The 18841-nt window shown below is 63.9% G+C and carries 22 protein-coding genes; 18 read left to right on the forward strand and 4 right to left on the reverse strand.

Annotation, left to right across the window (positions count from 1 at the left end; translation table 11 throughout):
• Positions 1–152 precede the first annotated feature (152 nt).
• The 5 genes from ACZ1G0_RS15290 to ACZ1G0_RS15310 all read left to right on the forward strand — a co-directional run bounded on the left by ACZ1G0_RS15290 (position 153) and on the right by ACZ1G0_RS15310 (position 5112).
• Entirely contained in the window at positions 153–1196 is a 1044-nt protein-coding gene (locus ACZ1G0_RS15290) for a ParB/RepB/Spo0J family partition protein (RefSeq protein WP_472737721.1), read from the forward strand.
• 70 nt (positions 1197–1266) lie between these two features.
• On the forward strand, positions 1267–1431 hold the full coding sequence (locus tag ACZ1G0_RS15295; RefSeq protein ID WP_472737722.1) for a DUF1328 domain-containing protein: 165 nt from the start codon (positions 1267–1269) through the stop codon (positions 1429–1431).
• Positions 1432–1496: 65 nt separating this feature from the next.
• Positions 1497–2837 carry an NADP-specific glutamate dehydrogenase gene (gene gdhA / locus ACZ1G0_RS15300; protein WP_472737723.1) on the forward strand — a complete coding sequence of 447 codons (1341 nt, stop codon included), beginning with the start codon at positions 1497–1499 and terminating at the stop codon, positions 2835–2837.
• A 70-nt stretch (positions 2838–2907) separates the two neighbouring features.
• Complete coding sequence (locus ACZ1G0_RS15305; RefSeq protein WP_472737724.1) at positions 2908–4584, forward strand: thiamine pyrophosphate-binding protein; 1677 nt, start codon at positions 2908–2910, stop codon at positions 4582–4584.
• Positions 4585–4614: 30 nt separating this feature from the next.
• Positions 4615–5112 (forward strand): Dps family protein, encoded by a 498-nt coding sequence (locus tag ACZ1G0_RS15310; protein ID WP_472737725.1) that lies wholly within the window; start codon positions 4615–4617, stop codon positions 5110–5112.
• A 132-nt stretch (positions 5113–5244) separates the two neighbouring features.
• On the opposite strand, the gene ACZ1G0_RS15315 is transcribed toward ACZ1G0_RS15310, so the two are convergent.
• From ACZ1G0_RS15315 to ACZ1G0_RS15330, 4 genes are all read right to left on the reverse strand, one after another.
• Positions 5245–6204: an alpha/beta hydrolase gene (locus ACZ1G0_RS15315; RefSeq protein ID WP_472737726.1), complete on the reverse strand. Its 960-nt coding sequence runs from the start codon at positions 6202–6204 to the stop codon at positions 5245–5247.
• Between the two features lie 107 nt (positions 6205–6311).
• On the reverse strand, positions 6312–7199 hold the full coding sequence (locus ACZ1G0_RS15320; protein ID WP_472737727.1) for a helix-turn-helix transcriptional regulator: 888 nt from the start codon (positions 7197–7199) through the stop codon (positions 6312–6314).
• 105 nt (positions 7200–7304) lie between these two features.
• Positions 7305–7751, reverse strand: coding sequence for a hypothetical protein (locus tag ACZ1G0_RS15325; protein WP_472737728.1), 447 nt, complete (start codon positions 7749–7751; stop codon positions 7305–7307).
• A gap of 109 nt (positions 7752–7860) precedes the next feature.
• Entirely contained in the window at positions 7861–8661 is an 801-nt protein-coding gene (locus tag ACZ1G0_RS15330) for a response regulator (protein WP_472737729.1), read from the reverse strand.
• Between the two features lie 107 nt (positions 8662–8768).
• Here ACZ1G0_RS15330 and ACZ1G0_RS15335 point away from each other — a divergent pair, with 107 nt between their 5' ends.
• From ACZ1G0_RS15335 to ACZ1G0_RS15395, 13 genes are all read left to right on the forward strand, one after another.
• Positions 8769–8933 (forward strand): NepR family anti-sigma factor, encoded by a 165-nt coding sequence (locus tag ACZ1G0_RS15335; RefSeq protein WP_472737730.1) that lies wholly within the window; start codon positions 8769–8771, stop codon positions 8931–8933.
• Positions 8923–9474: an RNA polymerase sigma factor gene (locus ACZ1G0_RS15340; RefSeq protein ID WP_472737731.1), complete on the forward strand. Its 552-nt coding sequence runs from the start codon at positions 8923–8925 to the stop codon at positions 9472–9474. Before ACZ1G0_RS15335 ends, ACZ1G0_RS15340 begins: the two co-directional genes overlap by 11 nt.
• Positions 9475–9477: 3 nt before the next feature.
• Positions 9478–11181 (forward strand): sensor histidine kinase, encoded by a 1704-nt coding sequence (locus tag ACZ1G0_RS15345; protein ID WP_472737732.1) that lies wholly within the window; start codon positions 9478–9480, stop codon positions 11179–11181.
• Positions 11174–12631, forward strand: coding sequence for a phospholipase D family protein (locus tag ACZ1G0_RS15350; protein WP_472737733.1), 1458 nt, complete (start codon positions 11174–11176; stop codon positions 12629–12631). The genes ACZ1G0_RS15345 and ACZ1G0_RS15350 overlap by 8 nt, the downstream gene beginning before the upstream one ends.
• A 51-nt stretch (positions 12632–12682) precedes the next feature.
• Positions 12683–13639, forward strand: a complete 957-nt coding sequence (locus tag ACZ1G0_RS15355; RefSeq protein WP_472737734.1) for a YihY/virulence factor BrkB family protein — start codon at positions 12683–12685, stop codon at positions 13637–13639.
• A gap of 121 nt (positions 13640–13760) precedes the next feature.
• The gene (locus ACZ1G0_RS15360; protein WP_472737735.1) at positions 13761–14162 is read left to right on the forward strand and encodes a DUF4112 domain-containing protein; all 402 of its coding nucleotides are present in this window, start codon (positions 13761–13763) and stop codon (positions 14160–14162) included.
• A gap of 39 nt (positions 14163–14201) precedes the next feature.
• Positions 14202–14399: a CsbD family protein gene (locus ACZ1G0_RS15365; RefSeq protein WP_472737736.1), complete on the forward strand. Its 198-nt coding sequence runs from the start codon at positions 14202–14204 to the stop codon at positions 14397–14399.
• A 3-nt stretch (positions 14400–14402) separates the two neighbouring features.
• On the forward strand, positions 14403–14915 hold the full coding sequence (locus tag ACZ1G0_RS15370; protein ID WP_472737737.1) for a pyridoxamine 5'-phosphate oxidase family protein: 513 nt from the start codon (positions 14403–14405) through the stop codon (positions 14913–14915).
• A 3-nt stretch (positions 14916–14918) separates the two neighbouring features.
• On the forward strand, positions 14919–15527 hold the full coding sequence (locus ACZ1G0_RS15375) for a hypothetical protein (RefSeq protein ID WP_472737738.1): 609 nt from the start codon (positions 14919–14921) through the stop codon (positions 15525–15527).
• A gap of 63 nt (positions 15528–15590) precedes the next feature.
• On the forward strand, positions 15591–16040 hold the full coding sequence (locus tag ACZ1G0_RS15380) for an MgtC/SapB family protein (RefSeq protein WP_472737739.1): 450 nt from the start codon (positions 15591–15593) through the stop codon (positions 16038–16040).
• Positions 16041–16154: 114 nt separating this feature from the next.
• Complete coding sequence (locus tag ACZ1G0_RS15385) at positions 16155–16997, forward strand: transketolase (RefSeq protein ID WP_472737740.1); 843 nt, start codon at positions 16155–16157, stop codon at positions 16995–16997.
• Positions 16994–18022, forward strand: a complete 1029-nt coding sequence (locus ACZ1G0_RS15390; protein ID WP_472737741.1) for a transketolase family protein — start codon at positions 16994–16996, stop codon at positions 18020–18022. Before ACZ1G0_RS15385 ends, ACZ1G0_RS15390 begins: the two co-directional genes overlap by 4 nt.
• Positions 18023–18029: 7 nt before the next feature.
• Positions 18030–18779 carry an SDR family NAD(P)-dependent oxidoreductase gene (locus ACZ1G0_RS15395; protein ID WP_472737742.1) on the forward strand — a complete coding sequence of 250 codons (750 nt, stop codon included), beginning with the start codon at positions 18030–18032 and terminating at the stop codon, positions 18777–18779.
• The last annotated feature ends 62 nt before the right edge of the window (positions 18780–18841 follow it).

Raw genomic sequence — 18841 nt, forward strand, 5'->3', positions numbered from 1 at the left:
CGCGCCGCTGCGGGCCGTGCCGAGACCCTCGGCACGGCCCTTTTCATTCAAGGGTTGCCCAACCCGTCCCCACGGGGACGCTTAGCCATTCATCATTTGGTAACTCTGTTGCCCCTATACGGGTCGCTCACACAACCGAGGGGCCCCGTGCCATGGACCGCTTCGGTTGGGTCAAGACGTCCCCAAAGGACAGCGACCGCAGCGCCCGCGCATGGACCCGCCGACCACAAGGACCTGACATGCACCATACCACGCCCCCCACCGCCGCCACCCTGCGCGATGAAACGGACCGTCTTGCCCACGAACACGTGCACGTGCAACAGGCGGGGCTGATCACGGACCTGATCCCGCTGGACCGGATCGACACCCGCAAACTGACCCGGGACCGCAGCGCGAACGTGGACCCCGAACTAGAGGACCTGCAAACCTCGATCCGCGATCTGGGCCTGTCCAACCCCATCCGGGTCGAGGCGAACGGAGACCGGTTCGAACTGATCCAGGGCTTTCGCCGCCTGTCCGCCTTTCGCGCGCTGTTCAAGGCCACGGGCGACGACCGCTTTGCCCGCATCCCCGCGACCTTGAATGTGGCGGGTGACGATCTGGACGCGCTCTACCGTCGGATGGTGGACGAAAACCTCGTGCGCCGGGACATCAGCTTTGCCGAGATGGCGCAACTGGCCCGCGCCTATGCCGCCGACCCCGGGTCCAAGGCCAACACCCCAGCCGAGGCGGTGCAGATCCTGTATGCCAGTGCGGGGCGGCAGAAACGCAACTACATCGCGCGCTTTGCCAATCTGCTGGACATGATGGGCACATACCTCAAATTCCCCGAGGCGTTGCCCCGCAACCTTGGCCTTGATCTGGAACGCCGCCTGTCCAGCGAGCCGGGCTTTGCCGCGCGGGTCAAGGCGCGGATTGCGGGTGCCTTTGTCTCGACCCCGATCAAGGAGGTCGCCGTGTTGCGCAGGGTGTTGAAGGAAACCACAACACCCACCCGCGCCAAGCCCCCCAAACCCATGATCGACCTGCGCTTCGATGTCCCCGTGGGGACAGGCCGCGCCACCCAGACGGTCAGGCTGGCCGCGCACCCGGGCCGGGTCGAGGTCGCCGCGAACCGCGATTTCAGCACACTGGACCCGGCCCGGCTGGCCGCTGCCACAACCGCCTTTCTGCACGCGCTGGACGACGACACCTGACACGGCAGGGAACCAAACCCCCGGTTGAGGCGTCCTTGTAGCAATGGACCCAACAATCGGAGGTTTCGACATGCTTAGATGGGCACTTATCTTTTTCGCCGTGGCCCTTGTGGCCGCCGTCTTTGGCTTTGGTGGGATCGCTTCCGCATCTGCGGGCATCGCACAGATCCTGTTCTTCATCTTCGTGGCGCTGTTCGTTGTCACGCTGCTGGCACAGGTATTTCGCCGCAACTAACCCATCACACAGGCCGGGTGTCCCCACGGGGACGCCCGGTCTTTTTGCATCCAGAAGGGACCCCCATGGACCGCACCCGCGCCTTGACCGAAAACTTCATGAACGACTTGCCAGACCACACCCAAGGCGAAACCCAGTTTCGCAGCGTGGTCGCAGCGATCGCGGGCCATGTCCTGCCCATCGAGAAAAACAACACCGCGTTCAGCGCTGCCCGTCCCCTCGCCCGGCTGGCAGAGCCTGACCGGATCATCGGGTTCCGCGTCACGTGGCAGGATGACGCCGGTCAGGTGCAGATCAACCGCGGCTGGCGCGTGCAGGGGTCCAACGCCATCGGCCCCTACAAGGGCGGGCTGCGGTTTCATCCGTCGGTGAACGCCGACGTGCTCAAGGCGCTGGCGTTCGAGCAGTGCTTCAAGAATGCCTTGACCGGGTTGCCCCTTGGCGGGGCCAAGGGCGGGTCCGACTTTGACCCCTCGGGGCGCAGCCAGGGCGAGGTGATGCGGTTTTGCCAAGCCTTCATGCGCCAGTTGGCCCCCCACATCGGCCCCGACAAGGATGTGCCTGCGGGCGACATCAACGTGGGCGCGCGCGAGATTGGGTGGCTCTTCGGGGCGTGGCGCGCCAACGCCCACAGCTATGGCGGCGCGCTGACCGGCAAGGGGCTGTCCTATGGCGGCAGCCAAGTGCGGGTTGAGGCCACGGGCTATGGCCTGATTTACTTTGTGCAAGCCATGTTGGCCCATATTGGCGACGATCTGACGGGCAAACGCGTGGCGATCTCGGGCAAGGGCAATGTCGCGACCCACGCGGCCCTCAAGGCCGTGGATCAGGGCGCGACGGTGATCTCCCTGTCCGACACCAGCGGCACGCTCTATGCCCCCGATGGCCTGACGGCCGAGACGATTGCTTGGGTGCAGGACCGCAAGGCGGCGAGCCAGGACATCGCGTCCCCACGGGGACAAAACGGGCTGGAGTTCCGCGAAGGCACCCTGCCCTGGGCACTGGAGGCGGACATCGCCCTGCCCTGCGCCACCCAGAACGAGTTGGACGAGAGCCCGGCACAGGGGCTTGTGGATCAAGGTCTGACCCTGCTGGCCGAGGGGGCGAACATGCCCCTGACCCCCGAGGCGTCCAGCGTCATTGCGCGCAGCGCTATCCCCCATGCGCCGGGCAAGGCATCCAACGCGGGCGGCGTGGCCGTCAGCGGGTTGGAGATGTCGCAAAACAGTCACCGCCAATCCATGACGGCACAGCAGGTGGACGATCAGCTGCGCGCCATCATGGCCGATATCCACAGCCGCATCGTGGCCGAGGGACAAGGCGGGCCGGTGGATTACGGACGCGGGGCCAATGTTGCCGCCTACCGCCGCCTAGCCCACGCGATCACCGCACAAGGCATTGTATGACGTGTCCCCACGGGGACAAAGGCCGCGGACAAAGGGCGTCGGAAAAGCCCGGGGGCAGGAAGGAATTTTCATGAAAGATACATCGACCATACAACGCGGCGCTGCCGCGATGATGCAGGCCCTGCGGGACGGCGGGGTGCGCCGCATTTACGGCGTTCCGGGCGAGGAAACCACCGCCCTGATCACCGAGATGGAGGAGGCGGGCATCGACTTCATCCTGTGTCGCCACGAACAGGCCGCCGCCTTCATGGCCAGCGTCGAGGGGCGGCTCACGGGGCGTCCGGGCGTCTGTCTGGCCACCCTTGGGCCTGGGGCCACCAACCTTGTAACCGGGGTGGCCGACGCCCAGTTGGATCACGTGCCCCTGCTTGCCATCACCGGGCAGGGCGCGCGGGGCCGCATGGGTCGCATGTCCCACCAGATGATCGACCTGGAGGCGCTGTTTGCCCCGGTCACGAAACTGTCCCGCACCCTGCTGGATGCCGATGACGTGCCCGGTTCCGTAGCCGAGGCCCTGCGCATGGCCATCGCCGAGGTGCCCGGCGCCGTGCATCTGTGCCTGCCCGAAGATGTGGCCGAGGCGCAGACCCGTGCTGCGACCGTGCCTGTCCCCGCGGGGACGTTGGGCGCGACGGACCCGGGCGCGTTGGCCGATGTGGCCGCCCGCATCAAATCCGCTGAACGCCCGGTGTTTCTGGGCGGGGCGGGTGTGATCCGGGCGGAGGCAGCGGACGACCTGCGCGCGCTGATCGAGGATCTGGAACTGCCCGTCGCCACCACCTTTATGGCCAAGGGCCTGCTGCCAGAGGATCACCCCCAAAGCCTGTTCACCATCGGCCAGCCCGAGACGGATTACGTGGACCTTGCCTTTCAGGCCGCTGACCTGATCGTCGCCGTGGGCTTTGACCCGGTGGAGGTCTCGGCCTCTGCCATCACATCCCAAGGGGCTGTGCCCGTTGTGGCCCTGGCCGAAACCGCGCCGCGCGCTGACGTCGGTTGGCGGCTGGAGGGGCAGGCGATCGGTGCCCTGACCCCCGCGCTGGTCGGACTGCGTGCCCTGTTGAACGGCGCGACATGGGCCAATGTCGGCGCCTTCGAGGCGACCCGCACCGCCATGGAGGCGACGTTGAAGCGCCAACGCACCGCGTCCCCACAGGGACCGGTCGCGCCACAGGACATTTGCCGCGTGGTGTCAGACGCGCTGCAGCCCGATGACGTGGTGCTGTCCGGCGTGGGCCTGCACAAACTGTGGATCGCCCGCCACGTCATGCCCTTACGCCCGGGCCAGGTGATCGTGCCCAACGGGCTGGCGGGCATGGGGCTTGCCCTGCCCGGTGCCATTGCGGCGGCCACCTTGCGCGACGCGGGCCGGGTGCTGGCGCTATGCGGGGACGGCGACCTGATGATGAACGTGCAGGAAATGGAGACCGCCGCCCGCCTGTCCCTGCGCCTAACGGTGGTGGTGTGGGAGGACGGCGGCTATGGCCTGATCGACGCCCACGAAACGCGCGAGGAAGGGCACGCCCCCCGCCGCCACACCTTTGGCACGCCCCTGTGGGAACAACTGGCGCAGGCCTTTGGTTGGATCCACGCCCGCGCCGATGGCATCGCCGCCCTGCCCGGTGTGCTGGACGCGGCCTTGGGGGCCGAGGGGCCCAGCCTGATTTCGGTGCCTGTGGACTATGCCGCCGCCGGCGGCCTGCCAAAGATCGCGGGCGCGGGAACCAATACGCCGGGCGCGCGTTGATCAAATGAACCGATATAGAAGGAGACTACCATGACCGACGCATTGAAAGTTGTCCCCGGCACCGATGAAATTTCCACCGGCGTGCGCGACAAGACCGCGATTGCCGATGCCCTAGCCAACGTGCTGGCCGACACCTACCGACTGGTGTTCAAATCCCACGCCTATCACTGGAACGTGGAAGGGCCGCTGTTCTATTCCGTCCACAACCTGACCGAAGAGCACTACGAAAACATGTTCAAGGCGGCAGACGAATTGGCCGAACGCATCCGCGCCTTGGGTGAAATCGCCCCCTCGCGCATGGATGACATCATGAAACGGTCGGTCATCGAGGACCGTGAAGGGGAACTTTCCACGCTGGACATGCTGGAGGATCTGGCCGCTGATCACGAACGCATCGCCCACCGTCTGCACGCTGTGGTGCGCATCGCGGACGAAAGCAACGACCCCGTGACCGAGGACCTTGCCACGGAGCGCAGCGCGTTTCACGAGACCGCCGCATGGATGCTGCGGGCCCTGTCGAAATCTTAAGGTTACTGCCTGTGTGATCCCTCACCCCGGGGGATGCACTGCCTCGGGCCGGTCCTGTCTGCTCGGACCGGCCACCCCACTGGCCCCGCCTGTTACGGCGGGGCTTTTTTTGTGCGGTGACCAACCTGCGCCTTAGCTGTCGGTGCCGGGCTGCGCGGCGAAGTGGGCGGCCATGGTGTCGGCGGCGCGGCGCACGTCCTCGGGGTTGTCGTAGAAGTCGAACTGCGTGACGTCTTCCAGCCATTGCAGGGTCGCCTCGCCGGTGAACCCTTCGACAAAGCTGCGCACACCTTGCGGGATCATCGCGGCCTCGGAATGGACGATGGCAAGGGGCTGGGTCAGGCGTTGCGGGTTGTCGGCGGGATAGTAGGTCAGCCAGCCTTCCCAACCTGCGTTGTTCCACTGGTTGTCGTAGGCGGGCACGGCGCCCCGGTCGGCCTCGTAGTAGTAGCCGCCAAAGGGCATCAACACGCCTTCCGCCCCCACGGGACCTGCGGCCGGGATGATCTGACCACCAGCCGCTTCTGCCGTGCGGCCCACCTCGATCAGGCCTGCGACGCCTTCGGCCCCGCCATAGACCGCCTCGACGATCTGCGCGTTTTGCAGCCATGGGGCGACAAGGCCGATGCGGTTCACGGTGTCATTGCCCGCGACTGCGTCCACCATGTACCCGGCGCTGGCGCAGATCCCCAGACCGTTGATCTGTGTCGCGTCCACCTCGGGCAGGGTGGCGACAAGGTCAAAGGCAGCGCGGATATCGCTGATCTTGGCGTCGGGGCTTTCCATAAAGCGGACGTTCTGCGGCAGGTCGCCGGATTTGCCCCAGCCCCGGAAGTCAAAGGTGAAGGCGGCAAAGCCGCGCTCTACCATCTGTTCAGCATAGAGGCTGGGCATCTGTTCTTCGACGGTGGTCCAGGCCCCGGTCACGACGACAACGGGCAGGGCCGCGCCGCTGTGCCCCTCGGGCAGGTACAGGGTGCCGGACAGGGTGGCCCCTTCGTTTTCAAACGTCACGGTGCGGGTTTCCACCTGCGCGATGGCCGCCGTAGAGGCCAGCAGGAAGGATGCGGTGGTCAGTGCAAAGGATTTCATTTTCGTATCTCCGGTTGGTGTCAGGGGCGTCTGCCCGATGACACAGAGATACGGCGGCGCACGGGCATTTGATTGAACCCGCGCGCGCAGTTTTTGAACAATCCTGCTTAAGCTGTCCTTTCCACACGCCAGGCCCGCGGGGTCTGGCCGGTCAGCTGTTTGAAGCTGCGCGAGAAATGCGCCTGATCGGCAAAGCCGCATTCAAGGGCGATATCGCCAAGGGTCGCGCGGGGATCGGCCATCCGCTTCATCGCTTGTTCGATCCGGTAGGCCATGACGTATTGCATTGGCGTGGTGCCCATTGTTTGCTTGAACACCCGGCTGAAGTGCGCAGGCGACATGCCCGCCTCGCCCGCCAGATCATCCACGGTGATGGTGCGGTTCAGATGGGCACGGATATGGGTCAACACACGGTTGTAATGGGCCGAGGTGAACTTGGCCGACAGGGCCGCCTCCTCGGGTCGGCGTTGTCCGTATTTTTGCAGCAGTTTGACCAGCAGGACCCGCGACAGGGCCTCGAACATCACGCCCGACGTCATGTCGTCGCTTTCCAACGCATCGCGCAGCATCACGCCCGCCGCGCAGAGGTCCGCGTCGGAAAACAGGGGCGTGTCGCGAAATTGTGCGGGGTCCAGCAGCATGGACAATTCGGTCTGCGCAAAGCGTTCGACCTGCGCAGGGTCCAGCGTGACGATGATGACATCGGATGTCCCGAACCAGCGCCAGCCCGACCGCACGCCCGCCGGGGTCACCACCACATCGTTTTGCTGGATCGTGTAATCGTGCATCACCCCGTCGCGGCGGTTCTGGACCCGGTGCGCCACGGGTTGCAGGGACAACAGGACGTGATGTTCGGCAAAGACATCCTCGGGCATGGTGTCCGGTTTGGCCTGAAAGTACCGCACGGACATCAGGGCCGCCGCCGAAATGTGGGTCATCGCCTCGCTATTGAGCAAAGGCGCAGAGGGATAGATGTCTTGGTATCGGCGCGGCATGGGCGTGTCCTTTGCACCAATGATAGCTTGCCCCCAAGGCCGCACAAGCCAGCACCGAAAAAGGCCGGGGATATACCCCGGCCTGTTCCGCGAAAACAAAAGATCTTAGGAGTCCATGATCCCTGTGATCGTGCTTTCAATTTCCGACGCGCTCTCGCTGGTGATCGACAGGTACAGCGCGGTCATCTCGGCGTCCGTCAGGCTGTTGATCGCAGCAGCGTCATAGCCACGGTCCATCAATTCCTGCGCGACGATCTCTTTGTAGTCGTCGGTCATCGCCACTTCGGCGTTGGCCAGATCGACCGAACCATTCATGGGCTCTAGGCCGATGCTGTCAAACACCTCTTCCAACTCGGGTGTGTCGGCACTGGTGGCGGTGATGTAGATGTTGGTCACGTCGCCGTCCGACAGATCAGACAGGGCCACGTGGCTGTAGCCGTTTTGGTCCAGTACGTTGCGCACGGTATTCTCGGCGGATGTCATCTCGGCCACGGCGGCGGTGGACATGGCGGCGGTCACGGTCGAGGCAAGCAAAATGGAACGAAGTGTCATAGCGTTTCTCCTTATCTGATGGGCGATGCGTCGCCCTGTTGTGATAGGACAACCGGAGGCCCGACATTCCGTTCCAAGTTTTTTGCCGATTTCCCGTAAATATTTGATTTTAAGACGCAATCAGAGTTTCAGTGGATCGGAAGAACATCGCCTGACTGACCGCTGAATGGACCTGCGCCTCGGTAAAGGGCTTGGAAATCAGGAACGCAGGTTCCGGCCCGTTGCCCGTCAACAGACGTTCGGGATAGGCGGTGATAAAGATCACGGGGATATCGCCCATATCGGCCAGAATGGCGTTCACAGCGTCGATCCCGCTGCTGTCGTCGGCCAGTTGGATATCGGACAGGATCAGGTCGGGGCGGTCGGCGGCGGCCAACCCTTCGGCGGCGGTGGCGGTACGGGCGATGCCGGTGACGGTGTGGCCCATGTCGGCCACGATCCCTTCGAGGTCGGTGGCGATGATCACCTCGTCCTCGATTATCATGACCTTGCCGCGCGTGGCCCGGGTCATTTCTGTGGTGGCGGTGTCGACAAGGGCTTTGGCCTCTGTCACGCTGATGTCCATGATCTGGGCGATATCGGCCAAGGCAAACTCTTCGATGGTGTGCAGCAACAGCGCCTCGCGGGTGCCGCTGGTCAGACCGGCCATATTGGCCTGGGCCGCTGCCTCCAACTCCGTATCCGCGATGGCCAGTGCCCCGCCACTGCTGGCCCAGATGGAGTGGAACACCTTGAACAGAGCCGTCTTGGCCGCCAAATCATCGTCCAACAGGGCCGGTTCGTTGATCAACGCCTCCAGCGTCGCCGTGGCATAGACATCGCCCCGGGTTTGGGTGCCGGTCAGGGCACGGGCATAGCGGCGCAGAAACGGCAGTTCAGGCGCGATCTTGTCAGCGGTTGTGATGGTCATATTGGGTCCCCTCGAAAAAAATTTGCAATCTCGGGGAACCAACGCGCGCGGGCAGCGTTGGTTCCCGTATCACGTGAGAAAATTATACCGTCCTGCGCAGGTGACAAATGAACGACCAAGATAAACAGACCAAACTGACGACCGAGATCGAAAAGAACCTCAAGCGGACTTATGAAAAAGTTGCCTCTGAGAAAGTGCCCGACCGGTTCACGGATTTGCTGGCGCAATTGCGCGCCGCTGAAACAGACAAAGGCCAATCGAATGAGCAGTGATCCGCGCGACGCCATCACAGACCACATCGGGTCCTTGCGGGCCTTTGCGGTGTCTTTGACCCGCAATCAGGCCACCGCCGACGACATGGTGCAGGATGCGCTGGTCAAGGCATGGACCAACATCGACAAGTTTCAGCCGGGCACAAACATGCGGGCTTGGCTCTTCACGATCCTGCGCAACACCTACTACAGCCACCACCGCAAGGCCCGGCGCGAGATTGGCGATGCCGAGGGCGCGATTGCCGAAACGCTGGCCGTCAAGCCGGACCACGACGGGCGTTTGCAGATGCGTGATTTCAACGCGGCGTTTGACCAGTTGAACGACGAACAGCGCGAGGCGCTGGTTCTGATCGGGGCCGGAGGATTCAGCTATGAAGAAGCCGCCGAAACCATGGGCGTTGCGGTCGGCACCGTCAAAAGCCGCGTAGGCCGGGCCCGGGCGCGTCTGGTTGAATTGATGGCCCTGTCCGAGGACGAGGCGGTTGAGTTGACCGATACTGTCACTGCGGGGATCATCGCCGCCGCCCCGGGCAGCGTCTAGGCCATGGGGTTCACCGACCGCCTGCGCAGTCTACAGGTGCGCCTTGTGGCGCTGCTCGCCCTTGCCCTGCTGCCACTGGCCGCGATTTCTGTCTATCAAACCGCAGTGGTGATTGACGAGGCGCAGGCGACAAACCGCGCGGCCCTGCTGGCCCGCACCAAAGCCGCCGCAAGTGAAGAGCGGGAGTTGATGCGCGAGGCCATTGGCGCCGCCCAGGCCTTGGGGGCCGTGGTGTCAGGCGTCGGCCTGCAGGCCTGCGACAGTGTCCTACGCGCCTTTGTGGCCGAAAGGCCCGATATCGTCTTTGCCGGTCATATCGGGTTGGACGGGGTGCTGGGCTGCGCCACCGAAGGGCGCGGCCAATCCTTTGCCGATGACCCGACCGTGCAAGATCTGCTGGCGGACCCGCGCATCTATATTTCAACGGATAAAGACGGTGTGGTGACGGATCAGCCCGTCCTTGTGATCCGTACCCCACATATCGAAAACGGCGCGCTGCGCGGTATTCTGATGATCTCGATCCCCTTGGGCCTAGAGCGCACCAGCCTGCCCGATCGCATCGCAGCGGGCCTTAAACTGGCGATTGTGAATGCGCAGGGCGATGTTTTGATCGCGACCAATGGGCTGTCTCAGTCTGCTGATTATCTGCCCGCCGATTTTGATGGGTCCCGCGTCGTGGCCGAGGTGGAACAGACATTCATGGCGCGCGCGGGCGATGGATCCACCCGGTTTTTCGCCGCCGCCCCCATAGTGCCCGGCACCGTGTCCATCGTGGGCAGTTGGCCATCGGGTGTGATTGCCGCCGGGCAGCCCCTTTGGCGGATCATTGCCCTCAGCTTTCCGATCCTGATGGGGCTTGCCGGCCTTGGGGTCGCGATCTTTGGCTTGCGCCAACTGGTCCTGCGCCACGTCGATGCCCTGAAATCCGCCATGCGCCGCTTCGCCTTGGGCGAGTTGGACAAGGGCGGCCTGGACCTCGGGGACGCCCCGTCCGAGATGAAGGAGGCAGAGCTTGCCTTCAACCGCATGGTCGTGATCCTATCCGAGGCCGAGGCCCAATTGGAACAAAAGGTCGAGGACAACCAGATCCTGCTGCGCGAGGTGCACCACCGGGTCAAAAACAACCTGCAACTGATCGCCTCCATTATGAATATGCAAAGCCGCGCGGCCAACACGTCCGAGGCGAAGGACATGCTGGCGTCGTTGCAGGCGCGCGTGCGCGGATTGTCTCTGTTGCACAAGACGCTCTACGCCACGGGGGACGTGGCACAGGTAGACAGCGCGCAGGTGATGCACGAATTGGTGGGCGTGGTCGAAGAATTGGCCGTGGCCAAGGACGGCGGCGCGCAGGTGGAAATCGACGTAATATCGGTGCCCCTGTTGCCCGATCAGGCCGTGCCCCTGTCCATGCTGGTGTCCGAGGCATTGACCAACGCAGTCAAATATCTGGGCCATGGCCCCGGTATGACGCCCCGCGTGGCCCTGTCCTTACGCACTGGCGCAGACCCGCTGGATTTGGTTCTTGAGGTTGCCAACACCATCGGCTCCGACAGCACGGCAGACGCCGACAGCACCGGATTGGGGTCGCGCCTGATCGCCGCGTTTACCCGCCAGCTGGAGGGGGAGGTGACCCTAGAACACTCCGACGACCTTTACATGCTGCGCCTGACCTTCACCCGCGAGACACAGGTGCGCGCAGATGACTGATTTCGACGTCTACATCACGGCCGATCAGGCGTGGCCCGCGTTCGAGCGTGCGGTGCTGGGCGCGCAGTCCGAGGTTCTGGGCGCCTTCCGCATCTTTGATCTGGCGACACCGCTGCAAAGCGACGAGGCCCGCGCGGTGGGCCACGACTGGTTCGACCTGCTGGCCGATGCCTTGGGGCGCGGGGTCCGTGTCACCTTGCGGATCACGGATTTCGACCCTGTGATGGGGCTGGACTATCACAAGGCCGCGTGGCGCACGATGCGCCAAGCCGCAGCCTTGGCCGAGGTTTCGGCACAAGGGGCCAAACTGGACATCAGCGCCGATTTGCACCCGGCCCGCGCCGGATTGCTGCCCGCCCTGTCCTTTGCGCCGGCGCTGTTCAAAAAGGGCCGCGAGGGGCGCGCGGGCGAGGTGCCGGGCAACGCCCCCGGCCTGTGGGACACCGACGCCCTGACGCTGGCCCCCGTGACCCATCACCAAAAGCTGGCGGTGATCGACGAACAGGTCCTGTACATAGGGGGCCTTGATCTGGATCGGCGGCGGTTCGACACCGTGGATCACGACCGCAAGGCGCGGCGGACGTGGTCCGACGTGCAGGTCATGGTGCGCGGCGGCCCCGCGGTGGCCGAGGCTGTCACCCACCTGCGCGAGTTCCGCGCGGTCTGCGCGGGGCGGGCACGGCCCAGCCCCATGAAACACTTGGCGCGCACCCTGTCCGCGCCGCGCAAGGTGCAATTGGCGCATCTGTCGCCGCGCACCGTCGCCGCCGAGATCGAGGCGGTGCACAGGGACGCCATCGCCCGCGCGCGCCACCTGATCCACATCGAAACGCAATACTTCCGGGCGACCCGCTTGGCACAGGCCATGGCGGAGGCCGCGCGGAACACTCCCGAGCTGACCGCCATCCTGATCCTGCCGCACTTGCCCGAAGAGGTGGCTTTCGACCATCACACGGACATCGACGCCCGCCACGGTCTGGCCCTGGAGGCAGAGGCGCTGGATATCCTGCGCGACGCCTTTGGCCCGCGCCTGTTGCTGACCAGCCCCGTGCAGCCGCGTCTTGCCCCGCGCGCCGGGTGGGACACCAATGCGGGCAGTCCCGTGGTCCATGTGCACAACAAGGTGCTGGTGACGGACGACGACTTTGCCTTTGTCGGGTCGGCCAACTTGAACGGGCGGTCGCTGGCATGGGACACCGAGATTGGCCTGCGGATCCAGGATCGCGCCCGTGTGACCCACCTGCGCCGCGCCCTCATTCACCATTGGTGGGGCGATGTGGGACAGGATTTCTACACCCCTGCCACGGCGCAAACCACATGGGCCCGTGCGGTGGAGCGCAACGGCGTCACCCTGCCCGAACGCCGCCAAGGCGTGCTTGTGCCATTCGACCCGGAGGCGGGCAAAGACCTGCGGTTCCGGGTGCCCGGCGCTACACCGGACGTGGTCTAGGGAACCATTTGCCCCCAGCATCGTTGACCTGCAAACCAGCAGGAGACTTCGATGACCCGAGGACGCACCGCCGACACCCCCGCTCAAATCCCGCTCAAGGGCTGGCTGGATATCCTCAGCCGCTGCTGGACCCGCATGGGGACACTGGACCTTGGGCTGATCTCGGCGGGGATTGCGTTCTTTGCGCTGCTGTCCCTGTTTCCCGCAATCACGGCCACTGTGGCCATCGCCGGTGTGTTCCTTGACCCCGACATGATCGTGACCGCCGCCGAGGATTTCCGCGCGGCCCTGCCCGACGCCGTGGCCGAAATCGTGCTGGGTCAGCTGCGCGAGGTGGCGGCGGCGGAAAACGGCAGCCTGACCCTGGCCGCGATTGTCGCTGCCGTTCTGGCCCTGTGGTCGGCCAGCCGCGCGACCCAGAACATCATCATCGGCTTGAACCGCGTCTACGAAGAAGACGACGAACGCGGCATGATCGAAATGGCGCTGGCCAAGCTGGGCTATACGCTGGCCGCGATCCTGTGGGCCGTGCTGGCCGTCACGGTGGCCGCCGGTGCGCCAGCCGTTCTGACGTACCTTGGGGAATGGCCATGGCTGACGACCCTGTCGGAATGGCTGCGCTGGCCCGTTCTGTTGGTCATGGCGGCCTTGGGCTTCGCGGCCCTGTATCGCTATGCCCCCAAACGCGCCAACCCGCGCATGATCTGGGTGTCGCCCGGGGCCGTCTTTGCCTGTGTGGTGTGGGTCGCCGCGTCCTTCGGGTTCGGCACCTACGTGCAGTCCTTCGGCAGCTATAACGAGACCTTCGGCGCTTTGGGCGGTGTCATCATCCTGATGACGTGGCTGTGGATCTCGGCCCAGGTGGTGCTGTTCGGCGCGCTGCTGGACGCAGAGCTGGAGGCGCAAACAAAACGCGACACCACCACCGGCGCGCCCCGTCCCATGGGCCAGCGCGGTGCGGTCAAGGCCGACACCGTTGGCAACCTGCGCCGCACGACAGGGGCATAAGTCATGGTGATCATCCGCGTCTTTCTTTTCATGGTTTTGCCCATCGTCCTTGTCGTGGCCGAAATGCTGACCAAGCATTTCACTCTCGGCATTCTTGGTCCCTTTTAGCAGGAGATTCCCCATGTCCATCGACACAGCCACCCGCCTTGATCGCCTCGACCGTATGGCCACACGGCTGGACAGCCAGTTCCGGCTGCCCGGCACCGACTGGCGCTTTGGCTGGGACTCGATCCTTGGCCTTGTGCCCGGTTTGGGCGATCTGGTCACAGTTGGCCCCGCCGCTTGGGCCATCAAGGAAGGGTACAGCCTTGGCGCACGCCGCCGGGCCCTCGTCCGCATGGGCCTGAACAGCGGCATCGACCTTGTCATCGGCGGGATACCTCTCGTGGGCGATGTGTTCGACGCCGCATTCAAAGCCAACCACCGCAACCTTGCGATATTACGGGCCGATCTGGCCGCACAGGGTCGCGTTGCCCCGCAGGAAAAAATCATGTCTGCGCGCGGGAACCAAACGACCACCTGACAGTTGGTCTAGTGAAGCAAACGTAGAAGGAGACCCGCTATGAACCGCGACCAAATCGAAGGCAAATGGACCGACATCAAAGGCCAAATCCGCGAAGCCTACGGCGATCTGACCGACGACGAGGTGGAGCAGGTCAAAGGCGACCGCGAACAGCTGGAAGGCAAACTGCGCGAAAAGACGGGCGACACGAAGGAAAACGTGCGCGAGACCGTCGATCGCATCTTGGCACAGGTGTAAGACATGGCTGATCGGTACGAAGACACCGATCTCGCGAAGGCCCAGCTGTGGGATCAGTTGGGCCGTTCGCGTGTCGGGATGCTATGGCTCGAGGGGGCGGATCAACACCCCCAGCCCATGACCCATTTTGCAGACGAGGAGGGCGGCGCGCTGTGGTTCATCACCGCCTCTGACACAGACCTTGTGGCCGCGCTGAAGGTGGGGGCCACCGGGCGTTTCACCTTTGCGTCCGACAAGGGCGACTATCACGGATCACTTGAAGGCGCGTTGCAGGTGTCAAAGGACACCGACAAGCTGGCCGAACTGTGGTCCTTGCCCGTGGCCGCGTGGTTCGAGAAAGGCGCGGAGGATCCCAAGGTGACCCTCTTGCGCTTCGTCCCGCGCGAAGCGGCTGTCTGGGCGTCCGAGGCCAAGGTGATCGTCGGTATCAAGATGATCCGTGCCGCCATGTCCGACCAGATCGCGGAACCGGACGTCGGCACGCACCACGTTTTGCAACTGAACACGGCGGCTTAGGCCATGATGAAACTTTCTCACCTGTTCAACCTGCCCGCGCGCGGCACCGATGACCTGCGCGGCGTGCTGGAGGATGTGATTGTCGACATCAACGCCGAGGCCATCACGTGGTGGCGCGTCAACCTTGGGCAGGGACGCGGCCACGCACCCGTCCTGATTGCCGGGCGGGCGGGCCGTTTGCACCCGGACCGGCTATTGCTGACCTCTGACCCCAAGGCGCTGGCCGATGCGCGGGACCGCAGTCTTGCGGGCCACGTGGACCCGGTTGACCTGACCGATATGCCAGACCTTCTGACGGGGCCATTCGGCAACACCGTGTCCCCCAGCCTTGCGATGACCGTCTTTAACGCATGGCGCAAAACCCGCACTCGTCAGACGCGTCCCGTGCCCGATTTCGCGGGACCGGGCGCTGTCTGGGCCAGCGATCTGACCGGGCGCAATGTCTTTAGCAGCCGGGGTGCCCTTGGTCGTTTGCGGGACATTCACGTCAACGCGGAAGGCGCGTTGCTGCAGCTGGAGGTCAGCAAGACGCCCCAAGGTCGCGCGCGCTTCATCCGCGCCGACGCCCTGCGGCATTTGCCAAAATCCGGGCGTCACCTTGTCGTCGGTTAGGACACTGCGCGCGGCATCAGTGGGCCAAAGATGATTGACTGGGCGACCTCTTTAAATTTCGGAATGCAGCAGTCGGATTGGTTCTTTCGCCTGCTGTTTGCCTTGGCTGCCGGTGCAATCCTTGGTCTTGACCGCGAGGTACGGGACAGACGTATCGGCATCCGCACCTACATGATGGTTTCTCTGGGCGCTGCGATCTTTACGATTGCAGCCTTTGAGATGGGCACAGCCCTTGCCGATGCACCATCCGGCGGCGATCCCACACGGGTAATCCAAGGCCTGATCGGCGGTCTGGGCTTTCTGGGGGCAGGGGCGATCATTCAAGGGTCGAAATCCGTGGGCGGAATGGCCACGGCGGCGGGGATCTGGATTGCCGGGGCGGTCGGATTGGCGGCGGGCATCGGCTTGGGATCATTCGCCTTGGTGTCCGCCACCCTCGCAGCGCTGCTTCTGGCTGCCAGCCGCGTGATGGAGCATCGGGGCGCAGACGACGACCCCAGTGCCAACGGCTAGCGCGGCCCTTTCGCGTTGGCGCGGCAGATCCACGGACCAGCGATTTCAAATCCTTGCGCCATCCCCTTGGCGCGGCTTAGGCTGCGTCACGTCATTCGTCTTTGGGAGGGGGCCATGACACAGCATCAAATCAGCAACGTGTCGCTTGCACGTCGGGCATGGAATATCCGCCGCCATGCCCTGCGCATGGCGCAGGTGCAGGGGCAGGGCTACATCGGGCAGGCCTTGGGCGTGGCGGATGTTCTGGCGGCCCTGTACTTTGACGCCGCCAAACTGCGCCCCGATGATCCAGAGTGGGAAGACCGCGACCGCATCTACCTGTCGATCGGTCACTACGCCATTGCCCTGTATGCCGCCCTGATCGAGGCTGGCGTCTTGCCCGAGGATGAAATCCCGACTTACGGCATGGACGACAGCCGCATGCCCATGTCGGGCATGGCCAGCTATACCCCGGGAATGGAAATCACGGGCGGTTCTTTGGGTCAGGGGCTGGGGATAGCCGTGGGCGCAGCCTTGGGATTGCGCCGCAAAGGGAACCCCGCCTTTGTCTATAACCTGATGTCAGATGGCGAATTGGGCGAAGGCTCCACGTGGGAAGGGGTGATGTCCGCAGTCCAGTGGCGGTTGGACAACCTGATCTGTATCGTGGATTTCAACAACCAACAGGCGGACGGTCCCACACGGGCGGCTTTGGCCGCCGTGCCCGAGGGGCCCAAGTGGGCAGCCTTCGGCTGGCACGTCCAGACCGTGGATGGCAACGATCTGGACGCTGTGACCCGCGCATTGCAAATCGCCCGCGATGTTGTGGACCCGCAGCCCCGTGTCATTATTTGCAACACCAAGATGTGCAAAGGCGTCGATTTCCTTGAGACGCGCGAGCAGGCACATTTTGTCCGCGTCGGGCCACAGGAATGGCAGACCGCCCTCGACGTTTTGGAAAAGGACAAGCCCCTATGAAACGGCCCCCTGCGCAGCGCAAATACGAACCCCGGACGGCCCCCGCAACATCGGCGAAAACATCGGCCATGATCGCGTCGCTGGCCGCCGAAGGATACCAGACCGTTTCCGCCCCCTTCGGCCACGCCTTGGTGGAACAGGCCCAGAGGGACGCCCGGATCGTGGGATTGTCCGCAGACTTGGCGAAATACACCGACCTGCATGTCTTTGCAGAGGCGATGCCGGATCGGTTCTACCAGATGGGCATGGCAGAGCAGTTGCTGTTTTCAGCCGCCGCTGGCATGGCGCGCGAAGGCTGTATTCCCTTTGCCACGACCTACGCCGTGTTCGCATCCCGCCGGGCCTATGATTTCATCGCCATGGCCATCGCCGAGGACAACCTGCCCGTCAAGATCGCCTGCGCCCTGCCCGGTCTGACCACCGGCTATGGCCCCAGTCATCAAGCGACCGAGGATCTGGCAATCTTTCGGGGCCTGCCCAACATGACAATCATTGATCCCTGCGACGCGGCGGATGTGGCGGGCATGGTGCCTGCGATGATCAATCATACGGGGCCAGTGTACGCCCGCCTGTTGCGCGGGGATGTCCCGGATGTGATCCGCCAGCACAAGCCAGACTATCAGTTTGAGCTGGGCCGGGCACAGATGATCCGTGAGGGCGCAGATGTCCTCGTGATCTCGACCGGTATCATGACCATGCGCGCGCTGGATGCGGCCACGGATTTGGCGGGCGATGGGATCGACGTGGCCGTGTGCCACGTGCCAACCATTAAGCCGCTGGATGTTGCGACCATTCTGGCAGAAGCAAGCAAAGGCCGTCTGGTGGTGGTGGCAGAGAACCATACGACCAACGGCGGGCTGGGCGAGGCCGTGTGCAAGGAACTGATGCTGGCGGGCGTGCATCCCACCTTGCGCATGATCGCCCTACCCGACACCTTTCTGGAGGCCGGGGCGCTGCCCACGTTGCACGATATGTACGGCCTGTCGCGCAAGGCGGTGGTTCAGCAGATTAGGGACTGGATGTGAGGGCACGATGAAACTGTTACAGGACAAGATTGCAATCATCACGGGGGCGGCCAGCGCTCGGGGCCTCGGTAAGGCCACAGCGCAATTGTTTGCCGAACATGGCGCGAAGGTGATCATCACCGATATCAAAGGCGCCGAAGACGCCATCACCGATCTGCCCGGAACGGGGCACTTGGGCCTAAGCGGCAGCGTCACACGTCAGGACGACTGCGATAGGATTGCGCGCGCGGTGCAGGAACGGTTTGGCCGTGTGGACATATTGGTAAACAACGCAGGCATCACACAGCCCCTGCGGATCATGGAAATCAGTACGGCCGATTACGAGGCGGTGACGGACGTGAACCTGCGGGGCACATTGTTGATGAGCCAAGCTATCATTCCCGCGATGCGACAGCAGGGCAACGGCTCGATTATCAATATCTCTTCTGTTTCGGCGCAGCGGGGTGGCGGGATCTTCGGCGGTCCACATTATTCTGCGGCAAAAGCTGGCATACTGGGCCTGACCAAAGCCATGGCGAGAGAGCTTGCGCCCGATGGCGTGCGGGTGAACGCGATCTGCCCCGGGTTCATTGATACGGATATCACGGCCGGTAAATTATCGCGGGAACAGTACCAAACCGTCTTGGACGCGATCCCCATGGGCCGACCCGGTGACGCAAAAGATGTGGCCGGATGCGCAGTGTTTCTCGCCTCGGCGCTGTCAGCTTATTGCACGGGAACCGAGGTCGATGTGAATGGCGGATCTTTGATCCATTGAACGCAATAACGCCGCGCTATTTGTACCTAGCGCGGCGTTATTTGTGTTGTTTGATAGTGTAT

The sequence above is a fragment of the Thalassobacter sp. HA4-2 genome (genome assembly GCF_055693705.1).